The organism is Pseudomonas sp. m6p (assembly GCF_055760375.1).
Window position 1 is genome coordinate 563,439 of the sequence record NZ_CM147084.1, and the last position, 17,733, is coordinate 581,171.

At 61.5% G+C, this 17,733-nt stretch carries 17 protein-coding genes; 10 read left to right on the forward strand and 7 right to left on the reverse strand.

Annotation, left to right across the window (positions count from 1 at the left end; genetic code table 11):
* The first annotated feature begins 80 nt into the window (after positions 1–80).
* Both ACYZUM_RS02610 and ACYZUM_RS02615 read left to right on the forward strand, forming a co-directional pair.
* Complete coding sequence (locus ACYZUM_RS02610; protein ID WP_047292079.1) at positions 81–356, forward strand: DUF1145 domain-containing protein; 276 nt, start codon at positions 81–83, stop codon at positions 354–356.
* Positions 349–1,107, forward strand: a complete 759-nt coding sequence (locus ACYZUM_RS02615; RefSeq protein ID WP_108181885.1) for a hypothetical protein — start codon at positions 349–351, stop codon at positions 1,105–1,107. Before ACYZUM_RS02610 ends, ACYZUM_RS02615 begins: the two co-directional genes overlap by 8 nt.
* 61 nt (positions 1,108–1,168) lie before the next feature.
* Here ACYZUM_RS02615 and ACYZUM_RS02620 read toward each other — a convergent pair whose 3' ends face one another.
* Positions 1,169–1,633, reverse strand: a complete 465-nt coding sequence (locus ACYZUM_RS02620; protein ID WP_041070611.1) for a CopD family protein — start codon at positions 1,631–1,633, stop codon at positions 1,169–1,171.
* 98 nt (positions 1,634–1,731) lie between these two features.
* Here ACYZUM_RS02620 and dinG point away from each other — a divergent pair, with 98 nt between their 5' ends.
* From dinG to pdxH, 5 genes are all read left to right on the forward strand, one after another.
* Positions 1,732–3,876 (forward strand): ATP-dependent DNA helicase DinG, encoded by a 2,145-nt coding sequence (gene dinG / locus ACYZUM_RS02625; protein WP_041070609.1) that lies wholly within the window; start codon positions 1,732–1,734, stop codon positions 3,874–3,876.
* A gap of 92 nt (positions 3,877–3,968) precedes the next feature.
* Positions 3,969–6,308, forward strand: coding sequence for a beta-galactosidase (locus tag ACYZUM_RS02630; protein ID WP_108181886.1), 2,340 nt, complete (start codon positions 3,969–3,971; stop codon positions 6,306–6,308).
* 190 nt (positions 6,309–6,498) lie between these two features.
* Positions 6,499–7,644: a serine hydrolase domain-containing protein gene (locus tag ACYZUM_RS02635; protein ID WP_108181887.1), complete on the forward strand. Its 1,146-nt coding sequence runs from the start codon at positions 6,499–6,501 to the stop codon at positions 7,642–7,644.
* A gap of 113 nt (positions 7,645–7,757) precedes the next feature.
* Positions 7,758–8,894, forward strand: coding sequence for an OmpA family protein (locus ACYZUM_RS02640; RefSeq protein ID WP_108181888.1), 1,137 nt, complete (start codon positions 7,758–7,760; stop codon positions 8,892–8,894).
* Between the two features lie 24 nt (positions 8,895–8,918).
* Positions 8,919–9,566 carry a pyridoxamine 5'-phosphate oxidase gene (gene pdxH, locus ACYZUM_RS02645; RefSeq protein WP_041070601.1) on the forward strand — a complete coding sequence of 216 codons (648 nt, stop codon included), beginning with the start codon at positions 8,919–8,921 and terminating at the stop codon, positions 9,564–9,566.
* A 5-nt stretch (positions 9,567–9,571) separates the two neighbouring features.
* Here the strand turns inward: pdxH and ACYZUM_RS02650 are convergent, their stop codons facing one another.
* Complete coding sequence (locus tag ACYZUM_RS02650; RefSeq protein WP_047292092.1) at positions 9,572–9,808, reverse strand: hypothetical protein; 237 nt, start codon at positions 9,806–9,808, stop codon at positions 9,572–9,574.
* Positions 9,809–9,975: 167 nt separating this feature from the next.
* Between ACYZUM_RS02650 and ACYZUM_RS02655 the strand changes: the two genes are divergently transcribed.
* On the forward strand, positions 9,976–10,440 hold the full coding sequence (locus tag ACYZUM_RS02655; protein WP_007969461.1) for an outer membrane lipoprotein: 465 nt from the start codon (positions 9,976–9,978) through the stop codon (positions 10,438–10,440).
* A gap of 64 nt (positions 10,441–10,504) precedes the next feature.
* Here ACYZUM_RS02655 and ACYZUM_RS02660 read toward each other — a convergent pair whose 3' ends face one another.
* Both ACYZUM_RS02660 and ACYZUM_RS02665 read right to left on the reverse strand, forming a co-directional pair.
* Positions 10,505–10,759 carry a colicin E3-like toxin immunity protein gene (locus tag ACYZUM_RS02660; protein ID WP_108181889.1) on the reverse strand — a complete coding sequence of 85 codons (255 nt, stop codon included), beginning with the start codon at positions 10,757–10,759 and terminating at the stop codon, positions 10,505–10,507.
* 7 nt (positions 10,760–10,766) lie between these two features.
* Complete coding sequence (locus ACYZUM_RS02665; protein WP_108181890.1) at positions 10,767–11,987, reverse strand: S-type pyocin domain-containing protein; 1,221 nt, start codon at positions 11,985–11,987, stop codon at positions 10,767–10,769.
* Between the two features lie 336 nt (positions 11,988–12,323).
* On the opposite strand from ACYZUM_RS02665, the gene ACYZUM_RS02670 reads away from it, so the two are divergent.
* Positions 12,324–13,418, forward strand: coding sequence for a PLP-dependent cysteine synthase family protein (locus ACYZUM_RS02670; protein ID WP_108181891.1), 1,095 nt, complete (start codon positions 12,324–12,326; stop codon positions 13,416–13,418).
* 133 nt (positions 13,419–13,551) lie between these two features.
* On the opposite strand, the gene ACYZUM_RS02675 is transcribed toward ACYZUM_RS02670, so the two are convergent.
* The 3 genes from ACYZUM_RS02675 to ACYZUM_RS02685 all read right to left on the reverse strand — a co-directional run bounded on the left by ACYZUM_RS02675 (position 13,552) and on the right by ACYZUM_RS02685 (position 16,575).
* Positions 13,552–15,165, reverse strand: a complete 1,614-nt coding sequence (locus ACYZUM_RS02675) for an NAD(P)/FAD-dependent oxidoreductase (RefSeq protein WP_095667341.1) — start codon at positions 15,163–15,165, stop codon at positions 13,552–13,554.
* 97 nt (positions 15,166–15,262) lie between these two features.
* Positions 15,263–15,916, reverse strand: a complete 654-nt coding sequence (locus tag ACYZUM_RS02680; RefSeq protein ID WP_103485731.1) for a COG3650 family protein — start codon at positions 15,914–15,916, stop codon at positions 15,263–15,265.
* A gap of 59 nt (positions 15,917–15,975) precedes the next feature.
* On the reverse strand, positions 15,976–16,575 hold the full coding sequence (locus ACYZUM_RS02685) for a short chain dehydrogenase (RefSeq protein WP_108181892.1): 600 nt from the start codon (positions 16,573–16,575) through the stop codon (positions 15,976–15,978).
* 104 nt (positions 16,576–16,679) lie between these two features.
* Here ACYZUM_RS02685 and ACYZUM_RS02690 point away from each other — a divergent pair, with 104 nt between their 5' ends.
* Positions 16,680–17,594: a LysR family transcriptional regulator gene (locus tag ACYZUM_RS02690; RefSeq protein ID WP_108181893.1), complete on the forward strand. Its 915-nt coding sequence runs from the start codon at positions 16,680–16,682 to the stop codon at positions 17,592–17,594.
* Positions 17,595–17,733 lie beyond the last annotated feature (139 nt).

Below are 17,733 nucleotides of genomic sequence, written 5' to 3' on the forward strand. Positions count from 1 at the left end.
TTTTCTTTTGCCCCTCTGGCTTATCCCCCGCGTAAGCCGTTACTGTGCGCCCAAAGAATAATTCCGAGACGGGGGAGCGTATGAAGGTTTTCTGGGGGCTGGGGCGTTTGCTGACCCTGCTGTTCTGGTGCGTGGTGGTGGTCAATCTGCTGCTGCCGTTTGTGCATCCGCTGCATCTGCTGGTCAATCTGGCCGGCGCCTTGTTGCTGGCGCTGCATGGGCTGGAGTTGCTGTTCTCTCGCCTCAAGGGGCGTGCCAACCCGTGGCGCGATCGTCTGCGCATCCTGCTGTTCGGCGTTTTTCACCTGCAAACCATCCCGGCCCCGGCCGCTCCGGAGGCTTCTTCCCATGCGTAAACTTTGCCTGCTCGCCGCATTCATCAGTCCCCTGGCCTGCGCCCAGGTGGTCAGTGTCGAAACCAATTCCCTGATGCGTTTGCCCAACACGGCCAGCACCCTGCAGCTGGAGCGGCTGGACGTCGCGGACTACGGCACCTTGCTGATTCCTGCCAACGTGACCGAGCTGACCGTCGGCGAATTGCGTCTGGGTCACGAAGCACGCATCGCGATCGTCCCGAGCGAACAGGCGCTGGACATGAAAGTCATCCGTGCCGAACTGTCCGAAGGCAGCCTGATCACCGCGCGCGGTGCGCCGGGCACGTATGAGAAAGCCGCCCGTGCCGGACGCAATCTGAATTTGCAGTTCAAGGCCTTGAGCGCGCCAAAACTGTTTGTGGATGCTCGCGGCGGTACCGGCGCGCCGGGTTTTGTTGGCCTCGATGGCGGCAACGGTGAAGATCCGGGCTGCACTTGGGGCGCGGCCGGTCACGGTTTTGATGGCAGCAACGGTAGCGATGGCCAGCCGGGAGCGCCGGGAGCGCTGGTGCGCCTGGAAGTGCCGCGCGAGTTTCCGGCTGAGCTGATCAAAGTCAATGTCGCGGGCGGCGCCGGTGGCCCGGCGGGTGTTGGCGGCAAGGCGGGCAAGGGCGGCCAGTCCAAGGGCTGCCTGGTGTACCGCGCCGATGGCGGCAAAAACGGCAAGCCCGGAGCGGATGGTCAGCCTGGACCGACGGGTGCGGCGGGGGCGGTGACTGTGCAGCGCCTCTAAACACAGCACTTCTTGATTGTGGTGAGGGGATAAATCCCCTCACCACAAAAAGTGCAGGTCGTCAGAACATCGGCCTTGCCGCTGCAATCGCCACCAGCACCAACCCCACAATCAAATTGATCCCCACCACCCGGCGAATCCGCCCCAGCACTGCCGCACCCACCGGCCATTCCTTGGCTTCAACGGCTTTGCGCAACTCTGGCAGCATCAAACCCTGAATCCGGATAAACAGCGCCGTCATCACCACATACAGTCCGATCATCACCTGCACGTATTTCGGCGCGGTCTCGAAGCCGACCTGCTGCAAGTGCAACATGCCCACGCCGCTGATCGGCAAGAGGATCACCGCGACCCAGACCCAGCGGAAAAAACCTTGAAACACTTCTACCCACAAAGTCAGGCGGGCAGGGCCGTCGAGCGCCTTCACCGCCGCCGGGCGCAGGACCATCCAGGCGAAAAACATGCCGCCGACCCAGACCAGGGCGGACAGGACATGCAGCGGATAAACGAGGCTAAAAGGTGTCATTGGGGTACTCCGTTCTGCGCGGGACTGATTAGCGGGGTATGATAGCGGCCGATCCGAACTACTGAAAATTTATCCAGCGTTTTTACGCCCGACATTCAATGATCAGCACTGAACTCAAAACCACGATCCAGGGCGCCTATTCGCGTTTTCTTGAAGCCAAGAGCCTCAAACCGCGTTACGGCCAGCGCCTGATGATCGCCGAAGTCGCCAAAGTCCTCGGGGATATCGACACCGACGACGAAGGCCGGCGCAGTGGCGACCCCGCGATTGTCGCGGTGGAAGCCGGCACCGGTACCGGCAAGACCGTGGCCTACAGCCTGGCGGCAATCCCCACGGCGAAGCTGGCCGGCAAGCGTTTGGTGATCGCCACCGCGACCGTGGCCCTGCAAGAGCAGATCGTCTACAAGGACTTGCCCGACCTGATGCGCAACAGCGGGCTGAACTTCAGCTTTGCGCTGGCCAAGGGCCGTGGCCGCTACATGTGCCTGTCCAAGCTCGACATGTTGTTGCAGGAAGGCCACGCGCAAACCGCCACCGCGCAGCTGTTCGAAGAAGAAGGCTTCAAGATCGAGGTCGATGAGGCCAGTCAGAAGCTGTTCACCAGCATGATCGAGAAACTCGCCGGCAATAAATGGGACGGCGACCGTGACAGCTGGCCCAACGCTCTCGAAGATGCCGACTGGGCGCGGCTGACCACCGATCACAGCCAGTGCACCAATCGCCATTGCCCGAATTTTGGCCAGTGCGCCTTTTACAAGGCGCGTGAAGGCATGGGCAAGGTCGATGTGATCGTCACCAACCACGACATGGTGCTGGCTGACCTGGCCCTCGGTGGCGGTGCGGTGCTGCCGGATCCGCGTGACACCATTTATGTGTTCGACGAAGGCCATCACCTGCCGGACAAGGCCATCGGCCACTTCGCTCATTACACGCGCCTGCGTTCCACCGCCGACTGGCTGGAAACCACGGCCAAGAACCTCACCAAACTGTTGGCCCAGCATCCGTTGCCGGGCGACCTCGGCAAGCTGATCGAGCAGGTGCCGGAGCTGGCGCGGGAAATCAAGACCCAGCAGCAGTTCATGTTCACCGCGTGCGAGCAGATTGCCGATTTCAAACCCGGCGAAGACGTTGAAGGCCGCGAGCGGCCACGCCATCGTTTCGTCGGCGGGGTAATTCCCGAGCACATGCGCGAGATGGGCATCGAGCTGAAGAAAGGCTATTCACGTCTCAATGACCTGTTCACCCGTCTGACCGACCTGCTCAAGGAAGGCATGGACGGCGAGGTCAATATCGGCATCGCCAGCAATCAGGCCGAAGAGTGGTATCCGCTGTTCGGCAGCCTGTTGTCCCGTGCCTCGGGCAACTGGGAACTGTGGACCGCGTTCACCGCCGAAGACCCGGAAGACAGCCCGCCGATGGCCCGCTGGCTGACGCTGGCCGAAAGCGGCTCGCTGTTCGACATCGAGGTCAATGCCAGCCCGATTCTCGCCGCAGAAACCTTGCGCCGCAGCCTGTGGAACGTCGCCTACGGCTGCCTCGTAACGTCGGCAACGCTGACCGCGCTGGGCACCTTTGACCGCTTTCGCATGCGCGCCGGGCTGCCGAAGAAAGCCGTCACCGCTGTGGTGCCGAGCCCGTTTCATCATGCCGACGCCGGCGTGTTGCGCGTGCCGGACCTCAAGGCTGATCCGCGTGATGCAGCGGCCCACACGGCGGCGATCATCCGCGATCTGCCGGACCTGGTGGAAGGCTCGCGCGGCAGTCTGGTGCTGTTCTCTTCGCGCAAACAGATGCAGGACGTGTTCGACGGCCTCGACCGCGACTGGCGCAAACAAGTGTTCATTCAAGGCAACCTGTCGAAACAGGAAACCCTGAACAAGCACAAGGCGCGGGTCGATGGCGGCGATTCCAGCGTGCTGTTCGGCCTCGCCAGTTTCGCCGAAGGGGTGGACTTGCCGGGCGCCTATTGCGAACACGTGGTGATCGCCAAGATCCCGTTCTCGGTGCCGGACGATCCGGTCGAGGCGGCGCTGTCGGAGTGGATCGAGGCCCGGGGCGGCAATCCGTTCATGGAAATCTCGGTGCCCGACGCCTCCTTGAAACTGGTTCAGGCCTGCGGCCGCCTGCTGCGCACCGAAGAAGACCGCGGCACCATCACCTTGCTCGATCGGCGCCTGGTCACCCAGCGCTATGGCAAGGCGATCCTCAATGCGTTACCGCCATTCCGTCGTGAAATATCCTGAGACAACGGTGGGCAGTTTTGCCCGCCGCGCTGTCTATCTCTCTGCCATGCTTTTCCATTGGCCTTTTGGTCGTTAGGGAGAACTCCGTTCTTATGATTCGCCGCTCGTTGCCTGCCGTTTTTGCCTTGATCTTTGCCGCTCCGTTACTGGCGGCGCCTGCCGGTCAGCAGACCCTGTTCAACTTCGTCCGTCCTGCCGATGTGGTGAAAGTCGTCACCGAAAACACTGACCTGCCACAAGCCAACGCCGAGCAAACCCCGGAAGGTGAAGTGCTGCGCCGGGTGACGTTCAACCCGGTAGCCCGCCCGACCCTGCGCCTGACCCCACAAACCGGCGCCTGGGACTGGTCGCAGTCGGGCATGATGAGCCTGCGTCTGCAGAGCGCAATGAACTGGGCCGTGACGGTCTACGTGCAAATCCAGAGCAACAACGGTCAGACCCTGACCAGCCGCGTTGACCTGCCGGCCGGCCCTGCGCAAACCCTGCTGGTGCCGCTGGTGGCAACTTCGCCGCTGAGCCAGGGCATGAAGGCCGGGCCGCCGATGCCGATGACCGTCGATGGCCAGCGCATTTTGCTGGCCAGCAGCAGCGGCGAACTGGATCGCAGCCAGGTGGTGTCGGTCAGCCTGTGGATGGATCAGCCGAAAGCCGCGCAAAGCCTGCTGCTCGAACGTTTCGGTGTGCAGGACGGCGATGCCGTGACCCGGGCCGTCTACGGCAATCTGGTGGACGCCTACGGGCAGTCGGCCCGCAGCAAATGGCCGGAAAAAATCAGCAACGACGAACAACTGAAATCTGTGGCCGCCAAGGAACAGCAACAGCTGAAAACCTGGCTGGCCGAGCGCGAAAAATCTTCGCTGGACAAGTTCGGTGGCTGGAATAAAGGGCCGGCGTTCAAGGCCAGCGGCTTTTTCCGCACTGAAAAGCGTGATGGTCGCTGGTATCTCGTCACGCCGGAAGGACATCCGTTCTATTCGCTGGGGGTCAACACCGTCAGCCCGCAGGTCAACCAGACCTACGTGGCCGGGCGTGAGTGGATGTTCGAATCCCTGCCCAAGGCCGATGAGCCGCTCGCCAGTCATTTCGGCGAAGGCGATAACCGTGGCGGCAACGGTGCCGATCAGGGCCGAGGCTATGGCAACGGGCGCTGGTACGATTTTTACGGCGCCAACCTGCAACGCCTGTACGGCGAACCTTGCGCAGCACAGGCGCATGCCGAACCGCCAGCCGCGCCGTGCAAGGCCACGGTCGATCAGCAGAAGTGGGCCACCCACACCCTCGACCGCCTGCAGGCCTGGGGCTTCAACACGGTCGGCAACTGGAGTGCCGACGCGCTCGCCGACGCCGAGCGGGTGCCATACACCTTGCCGCTGTCGATCGTCGGCGACTACACCAGCATCAGCACCGGCAGCGACTGGTGGGGCGGCATGCCTGATCCGTTCGACCCGCGTTTCGCCATGGCCACCGAGCGCGCCGTGGCCATCGCCGCCCGCGATCATCGTGATGATCCGTGGCTGATCGGCTACTACGCCGACAACGAACTGGCCTGGGCCGGTCCGGGCGATGATCCGCAGTCGCGCTATGCCTTGGCCTATGGCACGTTGAAAATGACCACCGACGTGCCGGCCAAACGCGCGTTTCTCAAGCAGCTGCGCGACAAGTACCGCAACCAGGCGGGCCTGTCGAAAGCCTGGGGCATTGATCTGCCGGCGTGGGAGTTGATGGAAGACCCGGGTTTCGTGCCACCGATGCCGAATCCGGAGCACCCGGAAATCGAAAACGACTTCAAATACTTCCAGAAGGTGTTCGCCGACACCTACTTCAAAACCATCTCCGATTCGCTGAAATGGCACGCGCCGAATCAGTTGCTGCTCGGCGGCCGTTTCGCCACCAGCACCCCGGAAGCCGTGGCGTCCTGTGCACAGTATTGCGACGTGCTGAGTTTCAACCTGTATACGCTGAAACCGCAGGACGGCTATGACTTCGCCGCTCTGCGTGCCCTCGACAAACCGGTGCTGATTACCGAGTTCAACTTCGGCTCCAGTGATCGCGGCCCGTTCTGGGGTGGCGTGACGCAACTGGCGAAGGAAGAAGATCGCGGCCCGGCGTATGCCAACTTCCTCAAACAGGCGTTAAGCGAACCGTCGATTGTTGGCGTGCACTGGTTCCAGTATCTGGACCAACCGGTAACCGGGCGTCTGCTTGATGGCGAGAACGGGCACTTTGGTCTGGTGGGGATTACCGATCTGCCGTATCAGGGTTTCGTCGAAGCGGTGCGCAAGAGCAATCTGCAAGCGGTTGATCAGCTCGGCAAAGAGGCCGAGAAGGCGGCCGCCGCTGCTGGTCATGAAGCTGAAGGAGGGCGCAAGGGTGAAGCCGGCAAGGGCCCGGGGGCCGGGCATGCGGGTGGGCATTCGGGGAATGGTCACTGAGGTTTGATGCCTTGAAGATCGCAGCCTTCGGCAGCTCCTACAGGGAATGGAATTTTGTAGGAGCTGCCGCAGGCTGCGATCTTTTGATTTTGCTTTGAAATGACCACCCGGCCCGCAGCTGTTCCCAAATCCTTCAAGGGCTGGAACAATGCGGGCCACTTTGTAGAGCGTTTTCGCGGGGGAGTTGCGGGTGCAGATTCAGGGTCATTACGAGCTTCAATTCGAAGCGGTGCGCGAGGCTTTCGCGGCACTGTTCGACGATCCCCAGGAGCGCGGCGCAGCCCTGTGCATCAAGGTCGGCGGCGAAACCGTCCTCGACCTCTGGTCCGGTACCGCCGATAAGGACGGCGCCGAGGCCTGGTACAGCGACACCATCGCCAACCTGTTTTCCTGCACCAAGACGTTCACTGCGGTCACCGCGCTGCAACTGGTGGCCGAAGGCAAACTGCAACTGGATGCACCGGTTGCCCGCTACTGGCCGGAATTCGCTGCCGCTGGCAAAGAAACCGTCACCCTGCGCCAATTGCTCTGCCATCAGGCCGGTCTGCCAGCGCTGCGCGAGTTGCTGGCGCCCGCCGCCCTCTACGAATGGCAGACCATGGTCGACGCCCTCGCAGCCGAAGCGCCGTGGTGGACGCCGGGCACCGGTCACGGCTATGCCGCCATCACTTATGGCTGGCTGGTCGGCGAGTTGCTGCGTCGTGCAGACGGTCGTGGGCCGGGCGAGTCCATCGTAGCCCGCGTCGCCAGACCGTTAGGGCTGGATTTCCACGTCGGTCTGGCGGACGAAGAATTCCACCGCGTGGCACATATTGCTCGCGGCAAGGGCAACGTCGGCGATGCCGCGGCCCAGCGTCTGCTGCAGGTGACCATGCGCGAACCGACCGCCATGACCACCCGTGCCTTCACCAATCCGCCGTCGGTGCTCACCAGCACCAACAAACCGGAATGGCGGCGCATGCAGCAGCCTGCCGCCAATGGTCATGGCAACGCGCGCAGCCTGGCCGGTTTCTACGCTGGCTTGCTCGATGGCAGCCTGCTCGAAAGCGAAATGCTCGAAGAACTGACCCGCGAACACAGTTACGGCGAAGACAAGACCCTGCTGACCCGTACCCGTTTCGGCCTGGGCTGCATGCTCGATCAGCCGGACATGGCGAACGCCACCTATGGCCTCGGCCCGCGGGCGTTTGGTCATCCGGGGGCGGGCGGTTCGGTGGGTTTTGCTGATCCCGAGCACGATGTCGCATTCGGTTTTGTGACAAATACCCTTGGGCCGTACGTCTTGATGGATCCGCGCGCGCAGCAACTGGCGCGGGTACTTGCCACTTGTCTGTAAAGCGTTACATGAGGTTCCAGGGTTGGAACCAGATCCGGTTTTTTGATTCAAAGCGTCTGTTTATCCGGGCAAAAGAGCTCTGATCTTTCATTACTTCACTTTGTGGATTTTCAATGTCATCCAAAAAAACTCTCGCCCTGGCCCTGTGTGTTGCGATCACCGGTTGCGCACAGACTCCTAAAAACGATGCGGACGGCGGCAGCTGGTGGCCGTTCGGCTCTTCCGACAAAGTGGCGGCCAAAGAGCCGGCCCCAGCCCCGGCTTCTGTCGCAGCCCCAGCCCCGCTCAAACCTGCCGCGACCGCACCTGTGGCCAAGGCTGAAAGCAGCAGCCACTGGTACTGGCCGTTCGGCAGCTCCGATGACGCGGCGGCCAAGGCCGACGTGAAACCCGAAGTCAAACCAGAAGCAAAACCGGCGGTAGTGGCCAAGGCCGATGCTGACACCGGCACAAAGTGGTGGTGGCCGTTCGGCGGCAAGGATCAGTCCACGGCCAAAGTGGTGCCGATGCCTGACCCGAAAGTCACTCAGGCCTGGCTGGATGACTACGAGCCACGCCTGCGTGCAGCGATCAAGGACAGCAATCTGCAACTCGAGCGCCGTGACAACGTGCTGGTGGTGATCGCGCCGGTTGAAGGCTCGTTCAACCCGAAACGTCCAGCGATGCTGTTGCCGGTGACCCTCAGCCCGTTCACCAATGTCGCGAAAATCCTCGAAGCTGACCCGAAAACCGCTGTCCTGGTGCTCGGTCACAGCGACAACACCGGCGCCGCGCCGGCCAACGTCAAGCTTAGCCAGGAACGCGCTCAGTCCGTGGCGGCGATTTTCCGCCTGAGCGGCTTGCAGCGTGATCGCCTGATGCTGCGCGGCATGGGTGGCGATGCCCCGCGTGCGGCCAACGACAGCGCCGAAGGCCGTGCCCTGAACCGTCGCGTCGAACTGCTGGTGACCCCGCAGAACACCATGGTGGCCCTGCTGAGCAAGTACAACATGCCGGCGCCCGCACCGACCACGATGCTTGCCGCACAGGACGTCAAGCCTGCAGCCAAACCGGTTACCCCGGCGCCGGCCGCTTCGAAGGCCGCCGTACCTGCAACCAAAAAGGCTCCGGCGAAGAAAGCCGCTGCCAAGGCACCAGCGAAGAAGGCGGCGAGCAAGGCTCCGGCGAAAACCCCAGCCAAGAAAACCGCTCCGGCCAAAGCTGCGACGACTGACAAGAAAGTTGCCGCCAGCGATACTTCCAAGCAGTGATCCGCTAACGAAAAGGAATGCGCCATGACCCAGGCTCTGGCAGATATGCGTCGTGATTACACCCGGGATGGTCTGACCGAGGCGCAAGCTCCGGCTGAACCCTTTGCGTTGTTCCACCAGTGGTTTGCCGATGCGGTGAAAACCGAACAGGCGCCGGTGGAGGCCAACGCCATGACCCTGGCCACGGTCGATGCGGACGGTCGCCCGCACTGCCGCATTCTGCTGCTCAAGGGCCTGGACGAGCAGGGCTTCACCTTTTTCACCAATTACGACAGCGCCAAGGGCCAGCATCTGGCGGCCAACCCGTTGGCTGCCATGACGTTTTTCTGGCCGACCCTGGAGCGCCAGGTGCGCATCGAAGGGCGTGTGGTGAAAGTCACGCCTGCTGAGTCCGATGCTTATTATCAGGTGCGTCCGCTGGGCAGTCGGCTCGGGGCCTGGGCTTCACCGCAGAGCCGGGTGATCAACGGGCGCGGCGAACTGGAAGAGCTGCTCAAGGCTACCGAGCAGCGTTTCAGCGATACGCAACCGCACTGTCCGGAACACTGGGGCGGTTATCGCCTGCTGCCTGAGCGCATCGAGTTCTGGCAGGGCCGTCCAAGTCGTCTGCACGATCGCCTGAACTACCGTCAGCAGGGTGCCGACTGGATTCTTGAACGTCTGGCGCCTTAAGCAGTCTACCGAGCGGGATAGCTTGCCGCAGCGGCCTCAAGCCACTTCGGCAGGTCCCGACGCTTGATCTTCTGCACGCGGGCATCGGCCAGTCGTTGCAGCATGAAGGCGCGTTTGTCTTCATCCTTGCCCGCCAACGACAGGGCCAGATCACGATCCATCCAGCGTTTGATCCGCACGTACAGCCACCCATGGAAGTACAGACCGGCGACGGTGGTGACGAAAATGATCAGGTAATCCATGAAAATCCTTGGGTTGGCAGGGCGGATTGGGCGATTTGGCGCTACTGTTGGGTGGGTCTGCAGGTGCCTGTACCGGGCCTGAATAAAATCAAGTTTATCCGGGCTGCGTCGTGACAGGCGTCAAGCAGCGGGGTTTAATGAACACCTGTTCTTTTGGAGTTGATGCTATGCGTAAGTCTGTTCTGCTGGTTGCTTCTTTTTCCACGATGGCGATGTTGCTGACCGGCTGCCAGTCGAGCCTGACCGGTGACTCCTACTCCCGTGACGAAGCGCGTCGTGTGCAGACGATTCGCATGGGCACCATCGAATCCCTGCGTCCGGTGAAAATCGAAGGCACCAAGACCCCGATCGGCGGCGCTGCAGGCGCAGTGGTCGGCGGTGTCGGTGGCAGCGCCATCGGTGGCGGCAAGGGCAGCATCGTTGCGGCGGTCATCGGCGCCGTGGCCGGCGGCCTGATCGGTTCGGCCACCGAAGAAGGCCTGACCCGCACCCAGGGCGTGGAAATCACCGTGCGCGAAGACGACGGCAGCATGCGCGCCTACGTGCAACAGGTTCAGGAAAACGAAGTGTTCCGTGTCGGTGAGCGCGTACGCATCTCCACCGTCGGTGGCACCAGCCGCGTTTCGCACTAAGCGGCAACGAGCGGTAAAGAAAAACCCCGATCAGGTGACTGGTCGGGGTTTTTTGTTGTGGTACTCACCACTTGTCGCGGTAGACGAACGCTATCTGATAGTCGAAACGAGTTAAATCAATAACTTGGTTGAAATGTGGTTGAAGAGTATCCGCCCAATGCGAAAGCATATCGAACCCTCCATTGTTCACATTGTTCTCGATCGGCATGCCAAGTGATTCGATGACGGATCCATCGTCACCGAAGTCTTTCGATAGCTCCTCTCCTTCATATAGTTCGGATTTCTTGTCATACCATTCAAGCCTGACTCTAAGTCCCATAGAACCCTCATAGATATTTTTTGATACTGCGTTTCTTCTTTTTCGGTGGATCTAATTGCTTACCGGTTCTATGGTCGAACGATCCCAAGTGCGTACCGTCACTTGCCCGGTATGTTTCAAGTTCACCGTGAAGAAAGTCCCATTCATATATTGTCCTGCCCTTCGCATCTGTCCAGCGATCTCGAAGACCACCCGCGTACGGCGTTTTCTTTTTTGCTCTTCTTAAACCTGGAAATGCAGTGATTTCGCTTGTTTCGGGGGCAGGGTGGTAGATATGGCCGGCCTCGGCTGTACCGTGGCGACGTACATTCAAAACAATGTAAACCGGCTTAACCCCCGAATCCGCCGGAAACACCAGAATGAAATCCCGATACTCCGGCGGATAAACCGGATTCACCAGAATCCCGTCCGCCGCTTTCGTCGGCGGATAAACCCAGATGTGCGGTGCTTGCGGGGCGGCCTCCAGTGCCGGGATGCCGAGAATGTCAGAACCATCCACCGCCGGTGTCCAGATCAATTCGACGCCTTCACCAAGGTTCGCAATGAATTGACTACCACGCGTGCTGAACTGCACGACATCGACCATTTCCCAATCGCGATTCCTGCCGGTATAGAAGCCGTAGCCCCTGAGGCTGCCGTCGGCCTGTTGTTCGACGCGCAGGCGCACGCGGGTACGGGCCTGTTTGAGGCTGCGCAGTTGCTCGTCGCTATAGAGTGCGCTGTCGCCGAGGCTGGAAGGCATGAGCAGCGCCACCAGTCCTGCCAGGGTGGCGGTGGCCGTTCCGGCGGCGATGGCGGGTAGCGCCTCAAAGGCGGCGCCGGCCAGGGCGAAATTGCCGAGCCCGGCGGGAATGGCTGCGGCGCCGATTTTCTTCAGGGCAATGCCGCCGTTCTCATCGCTTTCGCGTGCACCCAGCAGGATCAGCTCGCCGTAATCCTTGAGGCTGTCGGTCGGCACCATCCCCGAAGGATTCGCGTAGTCGATGATCGCGTCCGGCAATTTGCAGGACTTGGCGAACACGCATCCGGCACGCACCGGATCCGGCTTTTGGGCCGCTACCTCGTGGCTGCGCTCGAAGGCCTCCTGCCGCGCCAGCATGGCGTCGTAAGCGTTTTGCCGGGCTTCGCGCTCGGCCAATTCGGTGGCTGTCATGTAACGCCAGGTGACGTGATGTCCGTCGCCCGCCGGTGGGTTGGGAACCCGGGGAATGTCCTTGTTGCGAGCCACTTAGCGTCCTTTCGTTCATCCATCGACAACCCTTCGAAAGGGCTGTGCGACGTTAACGAAGCGGACAAATGCTGGCTGTAGGACGGATCTTTGATTAAGTGCGGATTGTTCGCTATTTGTCAGGCAGGGATTCGAGCAGGCCGCTTCAGCGCAGAGAACGGGAGGAAAGGTTCTGCGTCGTTACTGCAAAAGCCTGATACCCATTTGCACAGAACCTGGCAGTTGGTGGATGAATTGAGCCTCAGCTGTATCTGTGAGGCCTGCAGGTTTTTTCCTATGCTTGATAGCTGAGCCTGTGACGAGGCAATTCCTGCCTGAATCAACGAGAACATGACCATGAGCGACACCCGACAGTGGGCCCGTGAAGCGATCCGCATCATCGAAGCGGACTTCCAGCGCAGCGCCGACACCCACCTGATCCCTTTGCCGCTGCCGGGCTTCGCAGGCATCGAGTTGTACTTCAAAGACGAGTCGAGCCATCCCACCGGCAGCCTCAAGCATCGCCTGGCGCGCTCGCTGTTTCTGTATGCGTTGTGTAACGGCTGGCTCAAGCCCGGCGCGCCGGTGATCGAGGCGTCCAGCGGTTCGACGGCGATTTCCGAAGCGTATTTCGCGCGCATGCTTGGCTTGCCGTTCATTGCGGTGATGCCGGCGACCACTTCGAAAGAAAAGATTGCGCAGATTGCCTTCTACGGTGGCCAGAGCCATCTGGTTCAGGATCCGACGCAGATTTACGCCGAGTCCGAACGTCTGGCTCGCGAGCATGGCGGCCACTTCATCGACCAGTTCACCTACGCCGAGCGGGCCACCGACTGGCGGGCGAACAACAACATCGCCGAGTCGATCTTCCAGCAGATGCGTTTCGAGAAACATCCGGAACCGAGCTGGCTGATTTCCAGCCCCGGCACCGGCGGCACCACCGCGACTCTCGGCCGCTACGTGCGTTATCGCCAGCATTGCACCCGGGTGTTGTGCGCCGATGCCGAGCGTTCGGTGTTCTTCGATTACTACCAGACGGGCGACGCGAGCCTGCGCCTGGACTGCGGTTCGCGGATCGAAGGCATCGGTCGGCCCCGGGTTGAGGCGTCGTTCCTGCCGCAGGTGATCGATGCGATGGTCAAGGTGCCGGACGCCTTGTCGCTGGCGGCCATGCATTATCTGGCGCAGCGTCTGGGACGGCATGTCGGCGGGTCGAGCGGCACCAACCTGATCGGCGCGCTGATGGCGGCGCAGCAGATGAAAGCGGCGGGGGAGTCGGGGTCGATCGTGGCGATTCTGTGCGATGGCGGCGAGCGCTATGCCGATACCTATTACGATCAGGACTGGCTGAAGGCGCAGGGCTATGAGCTGGAGGGATTGATTGCAGCGGTGGCGGCGAGTGCCGAACGCGGTGAGCCGCTGCCAACCACAGTACTGCGCGCGAATATCTGATACACCAAAAACCATTGTGGGAGCTGGCTTGCCAGCGATAGCGGATTGTCAGTCAACATCAATGTCGAATCTGAGTCCGTCATCGCTGGCAAGCCAGCTCCCACAGGATTGCGCGTTTTGCAGATTTGGCTGATCAGGCTTCCAGACCGAGGATATCCCGCGCCACGGCCTCGGCAATCCGAATCCCGTCCACACCCGCCGACAGAATCCCGCCCGCATAACCCGCGCCTTCACCGGCCGGGAACAGACCTTTGACGTTCATGCTCTGCAGCGACTCGTTACGCGTGATGCGCAGCGGCGACGAGGTGCGGGTTTCGATGCCGGTCAGTACGGCATCGTGCAGCGAGTAGCCACGAATCTGCTTCTCGAACGCCGGCAACGCTTCACGAATCGCTTCGATGGCAAAGTCCGGCAGCGCCAGGGCCAGGTCGCCCAGGGCCACGCCCGGTTTGTACGACGGCTCGACTTCGCCCAGTTCGGTGGACGGGGTGCCGTTGATGAAGTCGCCGACCAGTTGCGCGGGGGCCTTGTAATCGCTGCCGCCGAGGATGAACGCGTGGGACTCCAGACGCTCCTGCAACTCGATACCGGCCAGCGGGCCGCCCGGGTAATCGACCTCCGGGGTGATGCCGACGACGATCCCGGAGTTGGCGTTGCGCTCGTTACGCGAGTACTGGCTCATGCCGTTGGTGACCACGCGGTTCGGCTCGGACGTCGCCGCGACCACGGTGCCGCCCGGGCACATGCAGAAGCTGTAGACCGAACGGCCGTTCTTGGCGTGGTGCACCAGTTTGTAATCGGCAGCGCCCAGCTTCGGGTGGCCGGCGTACTTGCCCAGCCGCGCACGGTCGATCAGCGACTGCGGGTGTTCGATGCGGAAGCCCACCGAGAACGGCTTGGCTTCCATGAACACGCCACGGCTGTGGAGCATGCGGAAGGTGTCGCGGGCACTGTGGCCGAGGGCCAGGATTACGTGTTTCGAATGCAGGGTTTCACCGCTCGCCAGCTCGACGCCGACCAGTTGGCCGTCTTCGATCAGCACATCGGTGACGCGCTCCTGAAAGCGTACTTCGCCGCCCAGGGCGCGGATCTCTTCACGCATGGTCTCGACCATGCCGGTCAGACGGAAGGTACCGATGTGCGGTTTGCTGACATAGAGAATTTCTTCCGGCGCGCCGGCCTTGACGAATTCGTGCAGGACTTTGCGGCCGAGGAACTTCGGGTCCTTGATCTGGCTGTACAGCTTGCCGTCGGAGAACGTGCCCGCGCCGCCTTCGCCGAACTGCACGTTGGACTCGGGGTTGAGCACACTTTTACGCCACAGACCCCAGGTGTCCTTGGTGCGCTGGCGGACTTCAGTGCCACGTTCGAGGATGATCGGCTTGAAGCCCATCTGTGCCAGCAACAGGCCGGCGAAAATCCCGCACGGGCCGAAACCGACCACGATCGGGCGCTGGCTCAGGTCGCTCGGCGCCTGACCGACGAATTTGTAGCTGACATCCGGCGCCACGTTGACGTTACGGTCGTCGGCGAACTTGCCGAGCACCTTGGCCTCGTCGCGCACGGTGAGGTCGATGGTGTAGATGAAGCACAGTTCGGAAGACTTTTTGCGCGCGTCGTAGCTGCGCTTGAACAAGGTGAAATCGAGCAAGTCATCGCTGGCGATGCCCAGGCGCTGCACGATGGCGGCACGCAGGTCTTCTTCGGGATGGTCGATTGGCAGCTTGAGTTCGGTGATTCGTAACATGGCGAGGATCCGGATTCGCGGGGCGCACAACGGCGCCAGGGCGTTTGAAGGCCGCGATTATAAGCCGCAAAGGCCGGATCCGGTGAGGCTAAAACGCTCAGTCGTTGCGCGATCCGCCGAAATACCCGCAACCACGCTCGACCTTGCCGTCGATGCGCAACTCGGCGCTCATGTGCTGCACGCTGCCGGTGCTGCTGTCGACGCAGCGTTGCGGCGCGACCCACAACTCGATGCGCTGGTTGTTGGCTTCGCTGCTGAGGTTGAAGCGGCCGTCGCCCAGTTGTTCTTCGACATACGGCACGGCCAGCGCCGGTTGGCCTTCACGGTCGATGACCATGCCCTTGCCACTGACTTTGACGTTCCACTCGGGACCGTGGCCGGCGGCGCGCAGGATCAACAGTTTGAAATTCGGGTCATCGCACGCGGTGCCGGAACGCTCGACGCGATACAACTGACCGAGGTCGAGGCGGTCGCCGGCGATCTTCCCGCGTACATCGGCAAACAGCTTGCCCTGCTGATCGGCGAGGGTCGCAGCCTCTTGCAGCACGCTGGTGCCGCCGATGTCATTGACCACGTACTGACGCTGTTCGCCACAGGGCTGGAACACCAGTTTGCCGTCGGCCGCCGTCAATTGCCCCTGCATCCGGGATTGCCCGACGTGGGACGCGCTTTCACGCGGGCCGTCGAGCAACTGGCAGGCGGCGAACAATGGCAGCAGGGCAACAACGATCAACGAACGGGCAACACGCATCTTCGGCTCTCCAGACAAGTGCCGCCACGTTACGCAGGCTGACCGTTGATCACAAGGGTTTAGCCCACGTGAAAGGTCTGACCGGTTTGCAGGCCTTCGACACTTTTCGCGTAGGCCAGCGCCACATCGGCTGCCGGAACCGGCTTATAGCCACGGAAGTACGGAGCGTAGCTGCCCATGGCTTCCAGCAGCACGGTGGGGCTGATGGAGTTGATGCGCAGGCCACGCGGCAACTCGATGGCGGCGGCTTTGACGAAGCTGTCCAGTGCGCCGTTGACCAATGCCGCCGAGGCGCCGGTACGGATCGGGTCGTGGCTGAGCACGCCGCTGGTGAAGGTGAACGAGGCGCCGTCGTTGGCGTATTCGCGGCCGATCAGCAGCAGGTTGACCTGGCCCATCAGTTTGTCTTTCAGGCCCAGTGCAAAGCTGTCAGCGTTCATCTCGCCGAGTGGGGCGAAGGTTACGTTGCCGGCGGCGCAGATCAGCGCGTCGAACTTGCCGGTTTGCTCGAACAGTTTGCGAATCGATGCGCTGTCGCTGATGTCCACCTGGAAGTCGCCGCTGCTGCGACCAATGCGGATCACTTCGTGACGCTGGCTCAGCTCTTTATCCACGGCCGAACCGATGGTGCCGGCGGCACCGATCAACAGAATCTTCATGGGACTGTTCCTCAATGGGTTGAACGAGGTTTCAGTCTAGAGTGGTTTTTTCCGCGGATAAGCGCACTAATAGGCAACCTTTGGTTTTCAAATGGAAACAATCCATGAGCGAAATGGATGATCTGGCGGCGTTCGCGGTGTTGATCGAGGCCGGCAGTTTTACCTTGGCGGCACAGCAACTGGGTTGCAGCAAGGGCCAGTTGTCCAAACGCATCAGTCAGCTGGAAGCACAGTTTTCCGTGGTGTTGCTGCAACGCACCACGCGCCGCTTGACCCTGACAGCGGCGGGCGCCGCATTGTTGCCGCAAGCCCAGGCGCTGGTGGTGCAAGTGGAGCGGGCACGTCAGGCGTTGGCGCGTTTGAAAGACGACATGGCCGGTCCGGTGCGGATGACGGTGCCAGTATCGCTGGGGGAAACGTTTTTTGACGGCTTGCTGCTGGAGTTCTCGCAGCAATACCCCGAGGTGCAGATCGAGCTGGAGCTGAACAACCACTATCGCGACCTGTCCCGGGATGGCTTCGATCTGGCGATTCGCTCCGAGGTGGCCAATGACGAGCGGCTGGTGGCCAAGCCCCTGCTGGCGTGGCAGGAGTTGACCTGCGCCAGCCCGATATACCTTGAACAATTCGGCGAACCGCTGACCCCGCAGGAGCTGGCCGAACACCGCTGCCTGCTCAACAGTCATTACAGTGGCCGTGAAGAATGGCTGTATCACCAACAGCACGAATTGCTCCGGGTGCGGGTGTCGGGGCCGTTCGCCAGCAACCATTACAACCTGCTGAAGAAAGCCGCCCTGGCCGGCGCCGGTATCGCACGGTTGCCGTCGTATCTGCTGCAAACGGAACTGGCTGACGGCCGGTTGCGCTGGCTGCTGCGCGATTTTCAGACGCGCCGGATGCCGATGTATCTGGTGCACCCGTACCAAGGTGGGTTGCCCAAACGCACGCAGGTGCTGGCGGATTATCTGATTGGCTGGTTCAAACGCAGCGGCGAGGCGCTGGATCGCCTGGCGCATTGACCACGATGCCCGTGATACCCGTGATACCCGTGATACCTGTGATACCTCTGGAGCTGCCGAAGGCTGCGATCTTTTGATTTTTAAGGTCAAAAGATCGCAGCCTTCGGCAGCTCCTACAGAGACATCAGAGACATCAGAC

Coding starts and splice junctions, on each gene's coding strand:
- ACYZUM_RS02610 (WP_047292079.1), top strand. CDS start 81: ATGAAGGTTTTCTGGGGGCTGGGGCGTTTGCTGACCCTGCTGTTCTGG.
- ACYZUM_RS02615 (WP_108181885.1), top strand. CDS start 349: ATGCGTAAACTTTGCCTGCTCGCCGCATTCATCAGTCCCCTGGCCTGC.
- ACYZUM_RS02620 (WP_041070611.1), bottom strand. CDS start 1,633: ATGACACCTTTTAGCCTCGTTTATCCGCTGCATGTCCTGTCCGCCCTG.
- dinG (WP_041070609.1), top strand. CDS start 1,732: ATGATCAGCACTGAACTCAAAACCACGATCCAGGGCGCCTATTCGCGT.
- ACYZUM_RS02630 (WP_108181886.1), top strand. CDS start 3,969: ATGATTCGCCGCTCGTTGCCTGCCGTTTTTGCCTTGATCTTTGCCGCT.
- ACYZUM_RS02640 (WP_108181888.1), top strand. CDS start 7,758: ATGTCATCCAAAAAAACTCTCGCCCTGGCCCTGTGTGTTGCGATCACC.
- pdxH (WP_041070601.1), top strand. CDS start 8,919: ATGACCCAGGCTCTGGCAGATATGCGTCGTGATTACACCCGGGATGGT.
- ACYZUM_RS02650 (WP_047292092.1), bottom strand. CDS start 9,808: ATGGATTACCTGATCATTTTCGTCACCACCGTCGCCGGTCTGTACTTC.
- ACYZUM_RS02655 (WP_007969461.1), top strand. CDS start 9,976: ATGCGTAAGTCTGTTCTGCTGGTTGCTTCTTTTTCCACGATGGCGATG.
- ACYZUM_RS02660 (WP_108181889.1), bottom strand. CDS start 10,759: ATGGGACTTAGAGTCAGGCTTGAATGGTATGACAAGAAATCCGAACTA.
- ACYZUM_RS02670 (WP_108181891.1), top strand. CDS start 12,324: ATGAGCGACACCCGACAGTGGGCCCGTGAAGCGATCCGCATCATCGAA.
- ACYZUM_RS02675 (WP_095667341.1), bottom strand. CDS start 15,165: ATGTTACGAATCACCGAACTCAAGCTGCCAATCGACCATCCCGAAGAA.
- ACYZUM_RS02680 (WP_103485731.1), bottom strand. CDS start 15,916: ATGCGTGTTGCCCGTTCGTTGATCGTTGTTGCCCTGCTGCCATTGTTC.
- ACYZUM_RS02685 (WP_108181892.1), bottom strand. CDS start 16,575: ATGAAGATTCTGTTGATCGGTGCCGCCGGCACCATCGGTTCGGCCGTG.
- ACYZUM_RS02690 (WP_108181893.1), top strand. CDS start 16,680: ATGAGCGAAATGGATGATCTGGCGGCGTTCGCGGTGTTGATCGAGGCC.